Source organism: Pseudomonas aeruginosa (genome assembly GCF_001457615.1).
GTDB lineage: Bacteria > Pseudomonadota > Gammaproteobacteria > Pseudomonadales > Pseudomonadaceae > Pseudomonas > Pseudomonas aeruginosa.
In genome coordinates, this window is the sequence record NZ_LN831024.1 from 3,191,012 (window position 1) to 3,208,755 (window position 17,744).

18 protein-coding genes are annotated in these 17,744 nt (G+C 65.7%); 8 read left to right on the forward strand and 10 right to left on the reverse strand.

Going from position 1 to position 17,744, the window contains the following annotated elements:
• The first annotated feature begins 4 nt into the window (after nucleotides 1–4).
• The 4 genes from AT700_RS14580 to AT700_RS14595 all read left to right on the forward strand — a co-directional run bounded on the left by AT700_RS14580 (nucleotide 5) and on the right by AT700_RS14595 (nucleotide 2,940).
• Complete coding sequence (locus tag AT700_RS14580; protein ID WP_014602970.1) at nucleotides 5–748, forward strand: 5-oxoprolinase subunit PxpA; 744 nt, start codon at nucleotides 5–7, stop codon at nucleotides 746–748.
• On the forward strand, nucleotides 745–1,458 hold the full coding sequence (locus AT700_RS14585; RefSeq protein ID WP_023103202.1) for a 5-oxoprolinase subunit B family protein: 714 nt from the start codon (nucleotides 745–747) through the stop codon (nucleotides 1,456–1,458). Before AT700_RS14580 ends, AT700_RS14585 begins: the two co-directional genes overlap by 4 nt.
• On the forward strand, nucleotides 1,455–2,396 hold the full coding sequence (locus AT700_RS14590) for a biotin-dependent carboxyltransferase family protein (protein ID WP_003120271.1): 942 nt from the start codon (nucleotides 1,455–1,457) through the stop codon (nucleotides 2,394–2,396). The genes AT700_RS14585 and AT700_RS14590 overlap by 4 nt, the downstream gene beginning before the upstream one ends.
• A gap of 67 nt (nucleotides 2,397–2,463) precedes the next feature.
• The gene (locus AT700_RS14595) at nucleotides 2,464–2,940 is read left to right on the forward strand and encodes a DUF4142 domain-containing protein (RefSeq protein WP_003106158.1); all 477 of its coding nucleotides are present in this window, start codon (nucleotides 2,464–2,466) and stop codon (nucleotides 2,938–2,940) included.
• Nucleotides 2,941–2,958: 18 nt separating this feature from the next.
• Here AT700_RS14595 and AT700_RS14600 read toward each other — a convergent pair whose 3' ends face one another.
• Complete coding sequence (locus tag AT700_RS14600) at nucleotides 2,959–4,731, reverse strand: thiamine pyrophosphate-requiring protein (protein ID WP_010794132.1); 1,773 nt, start codon at nucleotides 4,729–4,731, stop codon at nucleotides 2,959–2,961.
• Nucleotides 4,732–4,901: 170 nt separating this feature from the next.
• Here AT700_RS14600 and AT700_RS14605 point away from each other — a divergent pair, with 170 nt between their 5' ends.
• The gene (locus AT700_RS14605) at nucleotides 4,902–5,300 is read left to right on the forward strand and encodes a four-helix bundle copper-binding protein (protein ID WP_003088822.1); all 399 of its coding nucleotides are present in this window, start codon (nucleotides 4,902–4,904) and stop codon (nucleotides 5,298–5,300) included.
• A gap of 91 nt (nucleotides 5,301–5,391) precedes the next feature.
• Here AT700_RS14605 and AT700_RS14610 read toward each other — a convergent pair whose 3' ends face one another.
• The 6 genes from AT700_RS14610 to AT700_RS14635 all read right to left on the reverse strand — a co-directional run bounded on the left by AT700_RS14610 (nucleotide 5,392) and on the right by AT700_RS14635 (nucleotide 10,627).
• Nucleotides 5,392–6,126: an alanyl-tRNA editing protein gene (locus AT700_RS14610; RefSeq protein ID WP_033958075.1), complete on the reverse strand. Its 735-nt coding sequence runs from the start codon at nucleotides 6,124–6,126 to the stop codon at nucleotides 5,392–5,394.
• Nucleotides 6,123–6,818 (reverse strand): serine O-acetyltransferase, encoded by a 696-nt coding sequence (locus tag AT700_RS14615; RefSeq protein WP_003120270.1) that lies wholly within the window; start codon nucleotides 6,816–6,818, stop codon nucleotides 6,123–6,125. Before AT700_RS14615 ends, AT700_RS14610 begins: the two co-directional genes overlap by 4 nt.
• Before the next feature lie 81 nt (nucleotides 6,819–6,899).
• A complete protein-coding gene (locus AT700_RS14620) occupies nucleotides 6,900–7,817 on the reverse strand; it encodes a PLP-dependent cysteine synthase family protein (RefSeq protein ID WP_003106153.1) in 918 nt (305 codons plus the stop codon).
• An 18-nt stretch (nucleotides 7,818–7,835) separates the two neighbouring features.
• A complete protein-coding gene (gene moeB / locus AT700_RS14625; RefSeq protein ID WP_023116577.1) occupies nucleotides 7,836–9,254 on the reverse strand; it encodes a molybdopterin-synthase adenylyltransferase MoeB in 1,419 nt (472 codons plus the stop codon).
• Nucleotides 9,255–9,276: 22 nt separating this feature from the next.
• Entirely contained in the window at nucleotides 9,277–9,735 is a 459-nt protein-coding gene (locus AT700_RS14630; protein ID WP_003106151.1) for a Mov34/MPN/PAD-1 family protein, read from the reverse strand.
• A gap of 1 nt (nucleotide 9,736) precedes the next feature.
• Nucleotides 9,737–10,627: a DMT family transporter gene (locus tag AT700_RS14635; RefSeq protein WP_003120268.1), complete on the reverse strand. Its 891-nt coding sequence runs from the start codon at nucleotides 10,625–10,627 to the stop codon at nucleotides 9,737–9,739.
• 132 nt (nucleotides 10,628–10,759) lie between these two features.
• On the opposite strand from AT700_RS14635, the gene mdrR2 reads away from it, so the two are divergent.
• On the forward strand, nucleotides 10,760–12,193 hold the full coding sequence (mdrR2, locus tag AT700_RS14640) for a transcriptional regulator MdrR2 (RefSeq protein ID WP_003106149.1): 1,434 nt from the start codon (nucleotides 10,760–10,762) through the stop codon (nucleotides 12,191–12,193).
• Nucleotides 12,194–12,413: 220 nt separating this feature from the next.
• Here the strand turns inward: mdrR2 and AT700_RS14645 are convergent, their stop codons facing one another.
• From AT700_RS14645 to AT700_RS14655, 3 genes are read right to left on the reverse strand one after another with little or no spacing between them, the layout of a single operon-like run.
• A complete protein-coding gene (locus AT700_RS14645; RefSeq protein WP_015648730.1) occupies nucleotides 12,414–13,169 on the reverse strand; it encodes an SDR family oxidoreductase in 756 nt (251 codons plus the stop codon).
• Nucleotides 13,154–14,083, reverse strand: coding sequence for an alpha/beta hydrolase (locus tag AT700_RS14650; RefSeq protein ID WP_003142502.1), 930 nt, complete (start codon nucleotides 14,081–14,083; stop codon nucleotides 13,154–13,156). The genes AT700_RS14645 and AT700_RS14650 overlap by 16 nt, the downstream gene beginning before the upstream one ends.
• A gap of 10 nt (nucleotides 14,084–14,093) precedes the next feature.
• A complete protein-coding gene (locus tag AT700_RS14655; protein WP_003161548.1) occupies nucleotides 14,094–15,569 on the reverse strand; it encodes a flavin-containing monooxygenase in 1,476 nt (491 codons plus the stop codon).
• Between the two features lie 146 nt (nucleotides 15,570–15,715).
• On the opposite strand from AT700_RS14655, the gene AT700_RS14660 reads away from it, so the two are divergent.
• Entirely contained in the window at nucleotides 15,716–16,750 is a 1,035-nt protein-coding gene (locus AT700_RS14660; protein ID WP_003114843.1) for an AraC family transcriptional regulator, read from the forward strand.
• A gap of 148 nt (nucleotides 16,751–16,898) precedes the next feature.
• On the forward strand, nucleotides 16,899–17,744 hold the full coding sequence (locus AT700_RS14665; RefSeq protein ID WP_003107935.1) for a CmcJ/NvfI family oxidoreductase: 846 nt from the start codon (nucleotides 16,899–16,901) through the stop codon (nucleotides 17,742–17,744).

Consider the following 17,744-nt stretch of genomic DNA (forward strand, 5'->3'; position numbering starts at 1 on the left):
CTGCATGAACAACCTGTTGTTGAACTGCGATATCGGCGAGAGCTTCGGTGCCTGGCGCATGGGCCTGGACGCCGAGGTGATGCCGCTGATCGATTGCGCCAACATCGCCTGCGGCTTCCACGCCGGCGATCCCGGCACCATGCGCCGCACCGTGGCCCTGGCGGTGGAGCATGGCGTGCGCATCGGCGCGCACCCCGGCTACCCCGACCTGGTCGGCTTCGGCCGGCGCTCGCTGGCCTGCTCGGCGCAGGAAGTGGAAGACCTGCTGCTCTACCAGATCGGTGCCCTCGACGGACTCTGCCGCGCCCAGGGCGAACGGGTACGCTACGTCAAGCCGCACGGCGCGCTGTACCAGGACATGATGCGCGACCCGGCGATCCTCGCCGCCGTGCTGCGCGCACTGGCGGCCTACGACCGCGCCCTGCCGCTGATGCTGATGAGCACCCGCGACAACACCGCGGCGCGCGCGCTGGGCGAGGCCCACGGCATCGAGCTGTGGTTCGAGGCGTTCGCCGACCGCGCCTACGACGGCGCCGGCTACCTAGTCTCGCGCAGCCAGCCCGGCGCGGTACACCACGACGCCGAGACGGTGCTCGCCCAGGCCCTCCTGCTGGCCCGTGGCGCGGCGCTGCGAGCCAGCGACGGCAGCGCCCTGGCGCTGGAGGCGCAGACCCTCTGCGTACACGGCGACAACCCCGCCTCGCTGGCTGCGGTGCGGCGCATCCGCGACGCCCTGGAGGCGGCATGAGCCAACCGCAACCGCGCATCGAGGTGGCCGCCATCGACAGCTTCGTCCTGCGCCTGTTCGAGCGCATCGACGAAGCCAACATGCCCTGGCTGCTGGCGGCGGAGGAAAACCTGCGGGCGGCGTTCGGCGCCGCCCTGCTCGACCTGGTGCCGTCCTACACCACCCTGCTCCTGCAATACGACCTGCTCCAGCTCGACCCTGGCGAGGCCCGCGCGCGGATCGCCGCGGCGCTGTCCGACTTGCACCCGAGACGCCAGGACGGCGGCCGCCTGCACATCCTGCCGACCTGGTACGACCCGCGGGTCGGCCCCGACCTGGAACCCCTGGCGCGGCGCAAGCAGCTCGGCGTCGCCGAGCTGATCCGCCGCCACAGCCAGCGCGAGTATCGGGTCTTCGCCCTCGGTTTCAGCCCCGGCTTCGCCTTCATGGGGCTGGTCGAGGAAGCCCTGGCGGCACCCCGCCTGGCGACTCCCCGGCAACGCATCGCCGCCGGCAGCGTCGGCATCGCCGAGCGCCAGACGGCGGTCTATCCGCAGGCCTCGCCAGGCGGCTGGAACCTGCTCGGGCGCTGCCCGGTGCGCCTGTTCGACCTCACCCTGGACGGCTACAGCCTGCTGCGCGCCGGCGACCGGGTGCGTTTCGAACCCATCGGACACGCCGAATTCGTCCGTCTCGGCGGCGACGACACGCCCCTGGAGGTCCAGGCATGAACGACTCCATCCACGGCGGCCTGCGGGTGTGCCAGAGCACCCCGCTGGTCCAGTTGCAGGATCGCGGCCGCTTCGGCTGCCGCCATCTCGGCGTGACCCAGGGCGGCGCCCTCGACTGGCTGTCCATGGGCTGGGCCAACTGGCTGCTGGGCAATCCCCTGGACGCCGCGGTGATCGAGATCGCCCTCGGCGGTTTCGTCGCCGAATGCCGTGCCGACGGCTGGTTGGCCCTGGCCGGCGGCGACCTCGGCACGACCCTCGATGGCCAGCCGCTACCGGCCTGGGGCGCGTTCGCCGTGCGCGGCGGCCAGCGCCTGGCCTTCGCCCACCCACGCCAGGGCGCCCGCGCCTACCTGGCGGCGCCCGGCGGCTTCGCCGGCGAGCGCCAGTTGGGCAGCCTGGCCACGGTGGCCCGCGAAGGCCTGGGCGGCCCCCGCGCCGACGGCAAGGCCCTGGCCGCAGGCGACAGCCTCGGCTGGCTGGCCGATGGCGCGCGACCGCGCGCGCTGCCCCTGCCCAGCGAACGGATCATGGACTGCACCGGCGAAGCGCGCCTGGAGCTGATCCTCGGCGCGCAGATCGGCGACTTCCCGGCCATGAGCCTGTTCGATGCGTTCAACGGCGACTGGCAGGTGGATACCCGCGCCGACCGCATGGGCGTACGTCTGCTCGGCCCGCGCCTGGAATGCCGGCAGCAGTCGATGATCTCCGAAGGCATCGCCCTCGGCGCGGTGCAGGTGCCGCCGGACGGTCAGCCGATCGTCCTGCTCAACGACCGCCAGACCATCGGCGGCTACCCCCGTCTCGGCGCCCTCGCCCCGCTGGCGCTGGCGCGCCTGGCGCAATGCCTGCCAGGCCAGCCGGTACGGCTGCTGCCGACGGTGCAGGAGGCGGCGCACCGCGAGCATCGACGCCTGCTGGCGGCCTGGGACGCATAGGCGGTTTTTTTGAACGGCGCCGTATGGCGAGCGTCCACCGCACACTCGTCCCGTCCGGAGGTTCGCCATGCCCAGTCGCCTGTCACTGATCGCCGCCCTGCTGTTGCCCCTGGCCGTCCAGGCCGAACCCGCTGATACCCGGGCCCTGCTCGCCGACAGCCTGGCCGACAGCCAGGCCCAGGTGGAGGCAGCCGAGCAAGCCATGCGCCGTTCCGAAAACAAGGCGGTGCAGCTCTATGCCAAGCGCGTACTCACCGAACAGCAGGAGTTCGACCATCAGTTGCGCGCCCTGGCCGGGGAAAAGGCCTTGGCGCTGCCCTCGCCGCGCCAGACCGAACGGCAGGCCGCCGCTCCCGGCGGCTTCGACGAGCGCGGTTTCCTCGACGCGCAGATTCGCCAGCAGGACCGTCTGGTCGCACGCTTCGAGGGAATCGCCCGGGACTCCGCCGATCCTGACCTGCGCCGCTTCGCCGACGAATGGCTGGCGCGCTTCTACCACCACCGCGAACTGGCCGACCAGTTGCGTAGCGGCCGCGCCGACTGAGCGCCGCGACCGCCTTGCTCAGTGCCGCGCGAGGACCTGCCGGGCGCTCTGGCGAATCACCCCCCAGCGCTTGGGATCGTCCTGCAGCATGGCGCCAAGCAGGTGCTTGGCCTGCTCGAAACTGATGTGCGGCGGCAGCGGCGGCACGTTCGGGTCGGTGACCACCTCCAGCAGCACCGGGCGGTCGGCGGCGAAGGCCTCGGCCCAGGCGGCGTCGATGTCCTCCGGGCGATCCACGCGGATGCCCTTGAAGCCGAGCATGTCCGCATAACGCGCGTAGGGGAAATCGATCACTTCCTGCGCCGGGCTGAACTCCGGGTCGCCGGCCAGGGCACGCTGCTCCCAGGTCACCTGGTTGAGATCGCCGTTGTTCAGCACCAGCACGATGAAGGTCGGCGAGTCCCAGCGCTGCCAGTACTGCTGCACGGTGACCAGTTCGGCGTTGCCGTTCATCTGCATGGCGCCGTCGCCGACCATCGCCACCACCGGCCGCTGCGGATAGGCGAGCTTGGCGGCGATGGCGTAGGGCACGCCGCTGCCCATGGTCGCCAGCTTGCCCGACAGCGAGCCGAGCATGCCCGGGCGCATGCGGATGTCGCGGGCGTACCAGTTGGTATGCGAGCCGCTGTCGCCGCAGAGAATCGCATCGTCCGGCAGTTGCTCCGACAAGGAACGGAATACCCGCTGCGGGTTGATCGGGTCGGCTGGCTCTTCGGCCTGGCGCCGGGCTTCCTCGCGACTGGCCGTCACCGCCCGCTCGACCCGGCGGCGCCAGGCGCCGTGCTTTTTCTGCTCGAGCAGCGGCAGCAGGCGCTCCAGGGTTTCCCCTGCATCGCCGAGCAAGGCCTGGTCGATCGGATAGCGGATACCGATGTTGCGCGGATACAGGTCGATCTGCACCGCCCGCGCCTGGCCGGCCTTGGGTAGGAACTCGCTGTAGGGGAAAGTGCTGCCGACGATCAGCAGGGTGTCGCAATGCGACATCAGCATGCTGCTGGCGCGGGTGCCGAGCAGGCCGATGGAGCCGGTCACGTACGGCAGGTCGTCGGAAACCGCCGCCTTGCCCAGGAGCGCCTTGGCCACTCCGGCGGCCAGGCGCTCGGCGACCGCTTCCAGTTGCCGGTGCGCGCCCAGGGCCCCGGCACCGGCGAGGATCGCCACGCGCCGGCCGCGATTGAGGATCGCCGCGGCGGCTTCCAGGTCGGCGTCGCGCGCGTAGGGTCGCGGCTGGACGAAGCCCACCGCCGACATCACGTGGCCGTGCTCGTGGGGCTGGCGCTTCGGGGCCGCCATCTGTTGCACGTCGTTGGGCACGATCACCGTCGCCACCTGCCGCTCGCCGACCGCCACGCGCAGGGCTCGGTCCAGCACATGGAGCAGTTGTGCCGGGCTGACCACGGTCTCGACATAGGCGGAAACGTCCTTGAACAAGCTCTGCAGATCGACTTCCTGCTGGTAGTCGCTGCCCAGCGCGGTAGCCGCCTGCTGGCCGACGATGGCCAGCACCGGCTGATGATCCATGCGCGCGTCGTAGAGCCCGTTCAGCAGGTGGATCGCGCCCGGCCCCGAGGTGGCCAGGCACACCCCGACCTCTCCGGTGAACTTGGCGTGGGCGCCGGCCATGAAGGCCGCCATCTCCTCGTGGCGCACGCGGATATAGTCGAATGCCTCGGCGCGCCGGCCCATGGCGCCCATGATCCCGTTGATGCCATCGCCGGGGTAGCCGAAGACGCGCTTCACCCCCCACTGGCTCAAGCGTTCGAGCAATTGATCGGCAACCGTGCTGGACATTCTCGCCTCCTGGTCGTGTCTGGGGTCGTACCAATGAGGACTGGCGCCGCAGGCGAGGGTTCAAGGCAATCGAGCGGCGGTGCCGACGGCGAAATCGACTGAACTGTCGGCGCGGGCGACCGGCCCAAGGGACAGGGCCCGCATGGGCGCAATCGCCAGGAGGTGCCGCCATGACCCGCGCCATCAACGATCCCGGAAACGAAGACCCCGGCTCCCTGCTGGAAACCGACGCCGACGCCCTGCTCGGCGGTGCCGCCGCCCAGGCGCCGGAAGAGCGCTGCCGGCTCGCAGCCCAGGCCTGCATCCGCGCGTGCGAGCGCTACCTGGCGCTCTGCATCGAGTCCAGCAGGGAACAACGCCAGCACGCCGGCGACTGCGCCGACCTCTGCCGCCTCGCCGCCCTGCTACTGGAGCGCCGCAGCCCATGGGCGCCGGCCGCCTGCGAGCTGGCGGCGCGCTATGCCCTGGCATGCGCGGAGCGTTGCGATGGCGACGAGCCGCTGGAGCGCGAATGTGCGGGTGCCTGCCGGCGCTTCGTCGAGGCCTGTCGGCCGTTGTTGCCGGCCTGAGGCCCTCTGGCATTGCATGGAGCTGCCGGGCGTGGCGAGGGTGACCTGTGGCGTAGAATGGGAAACCGACGGCCATGTCGACGGTAGTCGCTCAACCCAGTACCAGTACCACCCTACGGGTGCGCGCTGATTTCTTCTCCATCTTGGAAACGCGCACCACCCCAACTTCTTCGGTATTCGCCACATGGGTTCCACCGCAAGGCTGCAGGTCGGTGTCTTTAATACTCACCAACCGAACCTGCCCGGCGCCCATCGGAGGTTGGACACTCATGGTGCGCACCAGATCTGGCCTAGCCCGCAGTGCATCGTCGCTCATGGTGTCGATCGAAACCGGATGTGCTGCCTCGACCATTGTCGCCAAGGCGCTATCAATGGCCTCGCGGGACAGCGGTTCACTCGTCACGAAGTCCAGGCGCGCATGCTCATCAGTGATGCTGCACCCATTGACCGGATAGGGCAGGACAGCACAGAGCATGTGCGCTGCGGTATGCAGTCGCATGTGCCGGTAACGACGCACCCAATCGATCTGCGCAAGAACCACCTCGCCAGGCTTCATTGCTCGGAGAACGGTTGCCTGGCCTTCAGCTGGGATATGCAGGATGGCATCCCTGCCAGCACCTGCTTCTGTCCCCTTGCGTGTATCGGCGATCCGGAGCCGCGTGCCATCAGCCAGCGTCAGCCAACCACTGTCTCCAGCCTGGCCACCCCCCTGGGGATAGAAAACGGTCTGGTCGAGCAGCAGGCCATCTTCAACGAGATCGGTGATTCTCGCCAAACACTCTTCCCGGTAGGAGTCCTGGAGAAAAAGGGAGGCGGTCTGCGTCATGATGCCTCCATTGGTTGAATTTGGGTCTGCGTGGCTGCCGGCTGTAGTTGCTGAACTATGTGGGGGCCTCGGATGACCTGTAGTTCAGAACGCAGGGTTACGACTGAACCGACAGGGATGTCGTCCTTGATGACACAATGCGGACCGACAAACACATCGTCGCCGATAGCGATGTCACCCAGTACACGCGTGAAGGCCCCGATTTGGACGCGGCTCCCTATGGTGGGGTGACGCTTACCGGCGGGATTAGCCGATATGCCAGTTGCCCCCAATACCACACCTCCGAGGATGTAACAGTCATCACCGATTACCGCTGTCTCGCCAATGACCGTGCCATGCCCATGGTCCAGGATGAATCGACTGCCAATCTTGCATCTTGGGTGGATTTCCGCGCCCGACAGGAGCTTTCCACGAGAGGAGACCAGGAGCGCGGTAGCCTCCAACGCTCTCTCAGGATCGCCTTCAGATGTGCTTCGCAGACACAGCATGTGGGAAAGCCGGTAGTGCAGCACTGCCTTAAACGAGCTGTAGCCAAACGCAATGTCGGATGTCCGTCCCTGTGCGGCTGGATCCTTGCTGGCGAATGCCTGCAGGTCTTCCTCGCACCAACGTCTGGCTTCTTCGAACATCGAATGAGCGACTATCCGCTCCACCAGTTGGGGTGAGCAGCACTCCATCAATGCCGCGCGCATCAGATTACCTACCAGTTTGTCCATCGCATGCGACCTCATTTCGACCATGCAAGCGTTATCGCCGTGCTCTGCTCTACAACTTCATCGAAAAGCGTCCATGTATGACTCGACGCCATCGTAGATCATCGTCAGTACACGAGCGCCTGACGGCATGGCAGATGCCATGTTCAGCACCGCGACCAGGTTGGCTGCGGAGGACAACCCCATGCTCACAGAGTCGTTTTGCAGGACTTCCCGGATCATCGACAAGCAGGCAGATTTCGACACCCCGACCATGCCAGTAACAATGCCGAGGTTGCAGACTTCCGGCACGATACCAATGGAAAGTCCCTGAATCTCATGCGGTGCGTGCCTATCGTCGAGCAAGTCGCACTGCTCTGGCTGCACGCCATAGATGGCCATATCCGGCCAGTGGTTCCTCAGCACCTCTCCAACACCCGTGATATGTCCACCAGTTCCAATGCCAGCGAAGAAGAAGTCCGGGGGTGGCTGGCCTGCAAAGTCCCTCAGGATTTCCAGGGCTGTAGCTTCGCGATGGGCTTGCGGGTTGGCTGGATTGCGCTGCTGGTTGAGCATGACGAACTCCGGATGTTCCAGCAGTATCTGGATTGCCAGCTCGCCATGCGAGTTGTTCCCTTTTCTGCTATCCGACAGCACGACGTGAGCGCCATACAGCTCGAGCAATTGTCTCTTGTCAGGGCTGTAGTTGTCGGGAACCACCAGGGTCACGCGGTACCCCAGGATGTTCCCCGCCATTGCCAGTCCAATCCCCGTATTTCCCCCGCTCGGCTCGAGAATGGTCTGCCCTTTCCCGCGCACCAGGATTCCTTTGCGTTCGGCATCCAGAATCATCCAGAGCGCGATACGCGCCTTATGACTTCCTCCTGGATTGAAGGATTCCAGCTTGGTGAATACGCTCACCCCCAGGCGAGCAGACAATTTGCTCAGCCGTATCACCGGCGTCCCGCCAATTAAATCGAGTAGCGAATCGTAGATCATGCTTTCCCTGCCTATGGTTCAGTACATCGGCATGTGCTGCTCTATCTCTTTCGCCCATCGCTTCATGCCGCCATCGAGCACTTGGACGTTGGAGAACCCTGCCCCCATGAGCTGTATGGCCGCGCGTTCGGCACGAGTGCCGGCGTAGCACACGAGGATGTAGCGCTTACTGAAGTCGAGATTGGCGAAATGGCTGGCGAGTTCGTTCAAGGGAACGTGGACGATCCCCGGCAACTGGCACACTTCGAGCTCGCCCGCGTCGCGTACATCCAGAAGGGCATAGTTTTCGCTGTTGGATTTCATCAACTGCAACAGGCAGCTGGGATCGATATAGCGATCGTCGTCGAGTCGTTGCGACGGTGCCGCGCTTGCCTGGCAGAGCAATCCCTCCCTCCAGTGGCGGGGATTCTCTGCAGCGGTTTTGCCGCAGGCCGGACAATCGTCGCGCCGATTGAACTTCACTTCATTGAAGTGCATGAGCAGCGCGTCGAATCGAAGAAGTCTGCCTGATAGGGACTTGCCCAGGCCGACGAGGGCCTTCACCGCCTCGGTTGCCTGCAGCAGGCCAATCACTCCAGGCAGCACACCAATAACTCCCCCTGCGTTACAGCTTGGAGCCACCTCAGGCGGGGGATTGTTCGGGAAGAGACATTGGTAGCAGGGGCCTCCCTCCAGATTGAAGACGCTGACCTGACCTTCGAACCGATAGATCGCGCCAAAGACGAGTGGTTTTCCGAGCTTGGCGCAAACCGCGTTGACCAAGTAACGTGTGGCGAAGTTGTCGGTGCCATCCAATACCAGGTCATAGCTCTGAATCAGTGACTGCGCATTGTCCGCGTCGATGGCGTAACGGTGGGTTACGACTTCAATGTAGGGGTTCAGGTCCTGCATCCGGCGCTGGGCGGACTCAACCTTCGGCATACCGAGCGTGCTATAGCCATGGACGACCTGGCGCTGGAGATTGCTCGACTCCACCACGTCAAAGTCAACCAGCCCGATGGTGCCCACTCCTGCTGCGGCCAGATAAAGGCAAGCGGGCGAACCCAGGCCGCCCGTTCCGATTATCAGCACCCTGGCCTGCTTCAGGCGCTGCTGGCCTTCCCTGCCAACGCCTGGCAACGTGATGTGGCGAACGTAGCGTTGAACTTCTTCGTCGCTCAACGCTTCAACGCCAGAACCGCCAGATGTCGCGAGCATGACTTCGACTTCATCTCCATCGGAAAGCTCGCCATCCAGATTGACTAGCGAACCTTTGTGGGTCAGCAGGAAGTGTTCTTTCAATTGACCGTTTTCGTAATACAGGTGCCCGAGTAATGAAGGATGCTTCCTGGCAAGGCCTGCCAGCAGCTCGCCAACCGTCAAGCCCGCTCCCTCCAGGCGCCCGCCTTCCAGTTGGGCGGCCCGTACCAGTACTTCCGGAAAAATTACCGTCTTCACTTTTCAGCTCCTTGCCAGATGTCTACTCGTCCTGGCTCGATGGCCCGAACTCTCGTGTGCATTCAAAGCGTCCGTTGCGCCAGGCAAACAGTTTTGCGCCGCGAACGTTGCCGGCGGCCACATCAACAACCAGGTAGTCGACCGGCAGCATTGGCTCCCCGGCATACAATGCCTTGTCGATATCCTCCCGGCTGAAGTAGGCACCGACGTCCGGGTGGGAGTGGTAGATGACGGATACCGGGCTGCACGTCTTGAAGCTGCTGTTGAGGAATACGGTATCCGTCACGGAAAACGTGTACCCGTTGGCGGCCGTGCGTGGGTACCTCCGGGGGTCAGCCATGTGCAGTTCATCCTGGATGTTCGTACCCTCTTTCACTTTTGCATCGGCGAGAACGAATCCGCAGCATTCCCTTGGATAGGTCCTGCAGGCGTGTCTGTAGATCACGCTCAATGCATGCTCGGTCAACACGTTCGTATTCATGTCACCTCCTGCCGAGCAGCTTCTCGATGGGAAGCTTGGTGATGGCAAATCCAGCCAATAGGAGCACGGTGAAGCCAATCAACTCGCGAGAGATGGCAACCCCTTCGTACCAGGCGCCGATGATCACGGCGAACACCGGGAAAATGATGAAGACGAACGACAGCACAACGGGACTCAAACGCTTGAGCAGGAAGAAGTACACGATGAATCCCCCGACTGATGCCACCAGACCGAGATAGATCAGGGCAGCCCAAGATCGGCTTGTGACGGCAGACAGGTTCGGGTGTTCCATCACGAGTCCGGCCATGAACAGCCCCAAGCCGGCGATGCCAATGGGCAGCGTATTGAAGGTGATCACGCCGATGTCAGCACCTTGCCTTTTGGTGATGACGTAGCTGAGTGCGTGCATGATCGCCGCGAGCAGGATGGCAAGTACGCCTAACAACTCCGTGTAGTCCAGATGCAGCCCTTGAGACCTGATGATCATGAACAGGCTGCCGAAGCCAATCGCAATACCAAGGATCTGCGACAGGTAGATGCGCTCGCGCAGGAAGATCGCGGAGAAGATCAGGATGAACACGGGCATGCTGCTGAACAGCAGCGCGGTAAGACCTGAAGCGACGTATTGCTCGCCATAGTTCAGCAGGTAGTAGGGCACGCTGAAGTAGCCGAGCGTCACGAAGACGAAGAAGGCCAGGAGTCGCCGCGGGAAAAAGATCGTCTCGTGGCGCAGCCGCGCAAAGAGCAGGAAAAGCGGAAATGCGATCAGAAAGCGCAATCCGGCGGCAGTTAGCGGCGGCACGCTCTCCACGGCGATCTTGATGCCGAGCCAGGTAGTCCCCCAGCTGATACACACCACTAGAAATAGAACAGCGGTCACCAGGCTGGCCACACGTACCTGCCGCCTGTTGATAGTCAGAGCTTGAATTGACATAAGTTGCACGTCTTTCCCCCATGTTATTCTTTGATTGACGCCCTTTATTGCTTATCAAACCTCTTTATTTGAGGTTAATTCGGAGAAAATATGCCGGTCAAAGCAAATATTGACACCGATTCAATTTTCAGATTCTTCCTACCAGAAGGGCCCGGCCTGAAGTACAAACGGCTGGCCCAGGGCATCGAAGAATCTATTCGCAATGGGGTTCTCCGGCAGGGAGTCAAGCTGCCGCCACATCGCATCCTCGCGGACAAGCTCGGTGTGACCGCGGGCACGGTGAGCCGGGCCTATGGTGAGCTGGAGCGCATGGGGCTGGTTGAGGCTCGGGTCGGCGACGGTACGTTCGTCCGCAACCGCGGTCGAGAACGTGCTCGGGAGGCGGGCTTTCGCAATTTCGTAGACAGCACCGAGATGTGCAACGACATGAGCCGGAATATGCATATTCCGGGCAATGAGACCGAACTGCTTTCCCGCAGCCTTCAGCAATTGAGTGCGGCCCCTGAGCTCCTGCAGGAGTTAATGCTCTACACACCCGACACAGGACTGCTCCGACACCGGCAAGCGGGAGCAACATGGCTGTCTCACGGTGAGTTTCAAGCGGAGCACCAGCAGATTCTGTGCGTCAATGGCAGCCAACACGGTCTGCTCGTCGTGCTTATGGCCATGCTGCGCGCCGGCGACACCCTGGTAACGGAGCAGCTCTCCTATCCTGGGCTGATCAGTGCCGCGCAACTGTTGGGCATCAAGGTGCTCGGCTTGGAAATGGATGAAGAGGGGCTACTGCCCGACGCCCTCGAAGAGGCCTGCCGCACGAACAGGATCACCGCCCTGTACTGCACACCCACCATCCAGAACCCGACCACTGCAGTGATGTCAGGCGCCAGGCGGAAGGAAATCGCGAAGATCTGCCGCGAGCACGGCTTGATCGTCATCGAGGACGAAACCCATGCTGTATTGATGGCCGAACGCCCCACCCCTCTCTGCCATCTGCTGCCTGAGCGGGGCATCCTCATCGGTGGCATGAGCAAGGCGGTCGCTGCAGGATTGCGGGTTGGATACGTTCATGCTCCTGCATCCATGGTAAGTCGCATGGCAGCAGCGCTTCGCAATTCGTGCTGGATGGCGACACCACTGGTTCTCGAGATTGCGAGCCGATGGGTCGAGGACGGTACTGCAAGCGCACTGCTCGAATACCAGAGAGGGGAAATCGCGCGTCGCCAAGCGCTGGTTGTGGACCTGCTGCAGGGCCTGACCTATCGCAGCCATCTATGCTGTCCGCATTTCTGGGTAGAAGTGCCAGCCCCCTGGCGCGCCATCGAAATAGAGCAAGGCATGCGCGGACAGCAGCATCTTGTCACCACCGCAGAGGCCTTTAGTACGGGCCGCGGTACGCTTCCCCAGGCCATTCGAATCAGCGTCAGCAATTCCCCAGGAGGGGGGAATACGTTATCTGACGGCTTCGCAGTCCTGGCAGCGCTCCTACGCGAAGGCCCCCAAGAGATGCTGACGATGCGTGCTTGATACGGGAGGCAACGGTCCCACCCGAGGAGGACTCTTGGGCTCAACGGTAGCGATAAGCACCGGCGCCTGACTAAGGCATACCTATGGTCCGAGATCTACCATGGATTTCACTCGCCTGGGACGGCGAAACAAGAAGTCGAGGCAGCCACGAAAAGCAGCTAGACCATCCAGCGTGAAACCCACCCAAGCTTTAATCCGTTCTATCCATCCTGCGCAGAGCCTAACCCCGCGACAACCACGCCATCACCGCTCGGTTCACCCACGGCGGAGACAACTGCCCAGCCCAGTACAGCGCCGTGAACAACCCGCCCACCGGCCGGTGTACCCGCCGGCTGTGCGCCTGCCGCCAGGCCGCCTCGGCGATATCCTCGGCGTCCAGTCTCAGCCCCAGGCGACGCAACACCGGCGGCTGGTAGGGCTGCCCGGCGACCATCGGCGTGCGGACGAACGGCGGCATCAGGTCGGCCACACGAATACCGTGGCGGCGCCATTCCAGCTCCAGCGCCTCGGTAAGCCCGCGCACGGCGAACTTCGAGGCCGAGTAGACGGCCATCTCCGGTACGCCATACAGCCCCGATGCCGAGCCCATGTTGAGCACCTGCGCCTGCGGCGTCGCGCGCAGGAACGGAAAGGCCGCGTGACAGCAGTTGAGGACGCCTTGCAGGTTGATCGCCAGCAACCGCGCGTGGTCCTCCAGGGCGACCTCTTCGAAGCGGCCGAAACGCAGGACGCCGGCGCAGTTGAACAGCAGGCGCAGGCGGCCATCGGCACAGAACTGCGCAAGCGCCTCGCCGACCACGTCGGGCTCGCTGACGTCCACGGCGCGGTGCCAGGCGCCCGGCAGTTGCGCGGCCAAGCCGCGCAACGCCTCGGCATCGATGTCCAGCAAACCGACCCGCCAGCCCCGGCGGTGGAACAGACGCGCGCTGGCGGCGCCGATTCCGGAAGCGGCACCACTGATCAGGATGTTCTGCACCTGTCGCCCTCCGCGCTGCATTCGACGACGAACGCGGCCGCCTCGTCCAACGCCCGGTCGGCGCTGGCCAACACGCCGGCATGGGCCTGGAACACGTGCCAGCAACCGGCGTAGCGCTGCAATCGCACCGCGACGCCCTGCTCACCGGCCCGTTGCGCCAGGCGCAGGCTGTCGTCGCGCAGCAGTTCGTCCTCGCCGACCTGTACCAGCAGCGGCGGCAGCCCCGCCAGGTCGGCATGCAGCGGCGACAAGGCGGCCGAGCCTGGCTCCGCGTCGGCCGGCAGCAGCAGGCGCACCGCGCTTTCCAGCCAGGCCCGCGACAGCAGCGGGTCGCCGGCCGCCGGCGTGTGCAGGCGCTGGCAGCCGAGGTCGGTCCAGGGCGAGAACAGCAGCAACCCGGCCGGCAACGGCAAGCCGCGCGCCTTCAGCTCCAGGGCCAGGGACAGCGCCAGGTGGCCGCCCGCGGAGTCGCCGGCGAGCAGCAGCCGGCGCGGCGAATGGCCGGCCTCCAGCAATGCCAGGTAGACCGCCAGGGCGTCGTCGCGGGCGGCGGGGAACGGATGTTCCGGGGCGCGCCGGTAGTCCACCGCGCAGACCTCGGCGGCGCAACGCCGGGCCAGGTGCGTGGTGATCGCCCGGTGGGTCGCCGGCGAGCCGATCAGGTAGGCGCCGCCGTGCAGGTAGAGCACCCGGCGCCGCGCCTCCACCCCGCGCGGCCGCAACCACTCGCAGGGCACGCCGGCGAGGCTGCGGCGCTCGCGGACGACGCCGCCGGCGCCCAGCGTCGCCAGGCTCAGCCCGCGCAACACGCCGCGTTGCAGCGCCACTGGCATGGGCGGACGGACCAGCCCGCGGAACAACAGGCGCAGGCAGCCGCGCAGGAGACCGGCGCGCAGGCGTTGCGGCGGCGACATCAGGGGCGCTTCAGCGGGCCAGGTCATAGTCGGCAAGCTCCGGCCGGCGCGTACGCCAGCGATAGACGAAGGTGTAGCCCGGCCAGTTGTTGGTGTTCTTGCCGGCGGCAGTCTTGTACCAGCTGTCGCAGCCACGCTCCCAGACGGTATGGCGCAACCCCTGTTGCACCTCCAGGTTGAAGCGCCGCTGGACCTCGGGCTTCACGTCGAGGTAGCGCAAGCCCTGCGCCTGGAGCTGGCGCAGGCAGCCGAGCACGTAGGGGAACTGGCTTTCCAGCATGTAGACGATGGAGTTGTGGCCGAGGTTGGTGTTCGGCCCGTAAAGGATGAACAGGTTGGGGAAGCCGCTGACGCTGATGCCCTTGTAGGCTTCCGCGCCATCCGCCCAGGCCTGCCGCAGGTCGCGTCCGTCGAGGCCGAGGATGCGCATCGGGGCGAGGAACTCGGTGGCGGCGAAGCCGGTACCGAAGATGATCGCGTCGACCTCGTGCCGGCGGCCGTCACGGCCGACCACGGCGTCTTCGGTGACTTCGCGAATGCCCGTGTCGACCAGTTCGACATTGCTCCTGGCCAGCGCCGGGTAATAGTCGTTGCTGATCAGGATGCGCTTGCAACCCAGCGGGTAGTCGGGAACCAGCCGCGCGCGCAGTTGCGGATCGGCGATCTGCCGGTGCAGGTGACGATGGAAGCTCAGCCGCATCACCTTCATCAGCGCCGGGAAGGTCGCGAAGGCGAGCATCCGCGATTCGTGGTGCAGGTACTTGAGCCCCCGATCCAGGCGTTGCAGCCACGGCCAGCGCGCCTTCAGGCGGCGTTCCCAGTCGGCGTAGGTGCGGTCCGGCTTGGCGATCACGTAAGGCGCGCTGCGCTGGAACAGCGACAGGCGTTGCACCTGCGGGGCGATCCGCGGGACGAACTGGATGGCGCTGGCTCCGGTGCCGATCACCGCGACCCGCTTGCCGGCCAGCTCGACCTCGGCGTCCCAGTTCGCCGAGTGGAACGCCGGACCCTGGAAGCGCTCCAGGCCGGGCAGGCGCGGCAGCAGCGGCCGGCTCAACTGGCCGGTGGCGCAGACCAGGGCCCGTGCGCGCAGCGTCTGGCCATCGGCGCAGCGCACCTGCCATTCGCCGCTGCCGGCGTCGAAACGGGCCTCCTCCACCTCGCAGTGGAAACGGATCTTCTCGCGCAGACGGTACTTGTCCGCGCAATGCCGCAGGTAGTCGAGGATTTCCGCCTGCGGGGCGAACTTGCGCGACCAGTCGGCCTTCGGCTCGAAGGAAAACGAATAGAGATGCGAGGGGACGTCGCAGGCGGCGCCCGGGTAGCGGTTTTCCCGCCAGCAACCGCCGACATCGGCGGCCTTTTCCAGGACCAGATAATCGTCGATGCCTGCCTGTCGCAGGCGGATCGCCAAGCCGAGACCGGCGAAGCCGGCGCCGACCACCAGCACCCGCAAGGGGGCTTCAGGGCGGGACTCGTTGTGCATTGTTGTGCTCCCGTTTGTTGCTTGCCACGCCGTCCGGCGCGATTCCGCCCAGCGGCGGATGGCAGCATCCTAGTTCGCCGGGGCGACTGGCGTTATGGCCGGGCCGGACATAAAGTTGTGATTTTCGGTCAACCTCGGACGCCACCATGCCCACTCCGCCCTGGTCTCCCCGCCGCAGCGCCATCAGCGCGCACCTGCTGATCCAGTTCGGCATCGACCGCGGCCTCGGCCTGGAGCAGTGCCTGGCAGGTAGCGGCCTGGATATCCGCCTGCTCGGCGATCCCTCCGGGGAAATCGACGCGGCCCAGGAACTGAGCGTAGTGCGCAACCTGGTCCGGCACCTGGGCGACGCCTGCGCGCCGGGCCTGGCGGCAGGCCTGCGCTATCACCTCAACGCCTACGGCATCTGGGGCTTCGCCCTGCTCAGCAGCCCGACCTTCCTCAGCGCCGCGCAACTGGGCCTGCGCTACCTCGACCTGACCTTCGCCTTCCATGGCATCCGCCTGGAGGTACACGACGATGAAGCGCACCTGGTGCTCGACGACGCCGGCATTCCCGAGGACCTGCGGATTTTCCTCCTCGAACGCGACGCCGGTGGCGTGCTGCGCATCCAGCGCGACCTCACCGGGCAGCGCCTGCCGATCCTCCGCGCCGGCTTCCGCCGCCCACCGCCCGCCGATCCCGCGCCCTACGTGCGCGAGCTGGGCCTGTGCCCGGCGTTCGGCCAGGCGGACAACCGGGTGGTCTTCGAACGGCGCTTCCTCGACCTCCCGCTGCCCGGCGCCAATCCAGAGGTGGCGCGCGCCTGCGAGGAGCAGTGCCGCGCCCTGCTCGCCCGCCGCCAGGTGCGCGGCGGTCTGGCCGGACGCATCCGCGACCGCTTGCTGAGGACGCCCGGCCACTTGCCGGACATGCAGACCCTGGCCATGGAACTGCACCTCACCGTGCGTACCCTGCGTCGCCGCCTGGACGACGAGGGCAGCAGCTACCGCCTGTTGCTCGACGAGGTGCGCCAGGCCCTCGCCGAAGAGCTGCTGGCCACCGGCGCGATTCGCCTGGAGGAGATCGCCGAGCGCCTCGGCTACGGCGAGGTGTCCAACTTCAGCCATGCCTTCAGGCGCTGGAAAGGCATGACGCCGCGCCAGTATCGCCAGCGGCGACGACTCGACGCGATGTCCTGAGCCGCTCCGGGCTTATTCCACGAAGGCAGGACGCCAGCGCTCGATGTTCGTTTCGCCGCCGCCTGCCAGCGGCTAGATTGGCCGTTCACGCGCGGCATCCGGCGGCGCGGCAGCGGAGGCATCTCCGCTGGCAACGGGAGAACGACACATGGGTTGCCAGCAACACGCATGGCCGGCGCACGCGCCGGAGCAGGTCGAGGCCGAGGTCAACTATATCCGCGACAACGGCCAACGGCCGGTCGCCTACACCTATCCGGCCCCCGCCGGGACGCCGCAGCGCAGCGCGCTGTTGCAGCCGACCCGGGTGGCGATCCGCAATGCGCGTCTGCTGGCGCAACCGGCCAGCCTGGAGCGCGAGGGTTTCCAACTGGTGCGCGAGGCGAGCGCGGTGGGCGATTTCGAGGATGAAGCCCAGGTTCGTGAACGCTACTACCCGGAAAGCATCGCCCTGCTCCGCCGCCTGACCGGCGCCGCCGAGGCGGTGATCTTCGACCACACGCTGCGCGTCGACCAGGCCGGGCGCGAAGAACGCGGCCTGCGCGAACCGGTGCGCTACGTGCACAACGACCAGACCCTGCGCTCGGCGCCGCGCCGGGTCCGCGACCACCTGCCGGCGGAACGCGCCGAACGGCGCCTGGCCGGACGCTTCCAGATCGTCAACCTGTGGCGTCCGTTCGGCCACCCGGCGCAGCGCGCGCCGCTGGCGTTGCTGGACGCCCGCAGCCTGGCGTTCGACGACCTGGTGGCCAGTGACCTGGTGTACCGCGACAAGGTGGGCGAAACCTACTCGGTCAAGCCCAACCCGGAGCACCGCTGGTACTACTACCCGCACCTGCTGCCGGAGGAAGCGCTGCTGCTGAAGATCTACGATTCGCGGGAGGACGCGCAGGCCCGCCTCGGCGCGCACACCGCCTTCGACGATCCCTGCACCCCGGCCGATGCGCCGCCGCGGCAGAGTATCGAACTGCGTTGCCTGCTGTTCTTCGACGAATGA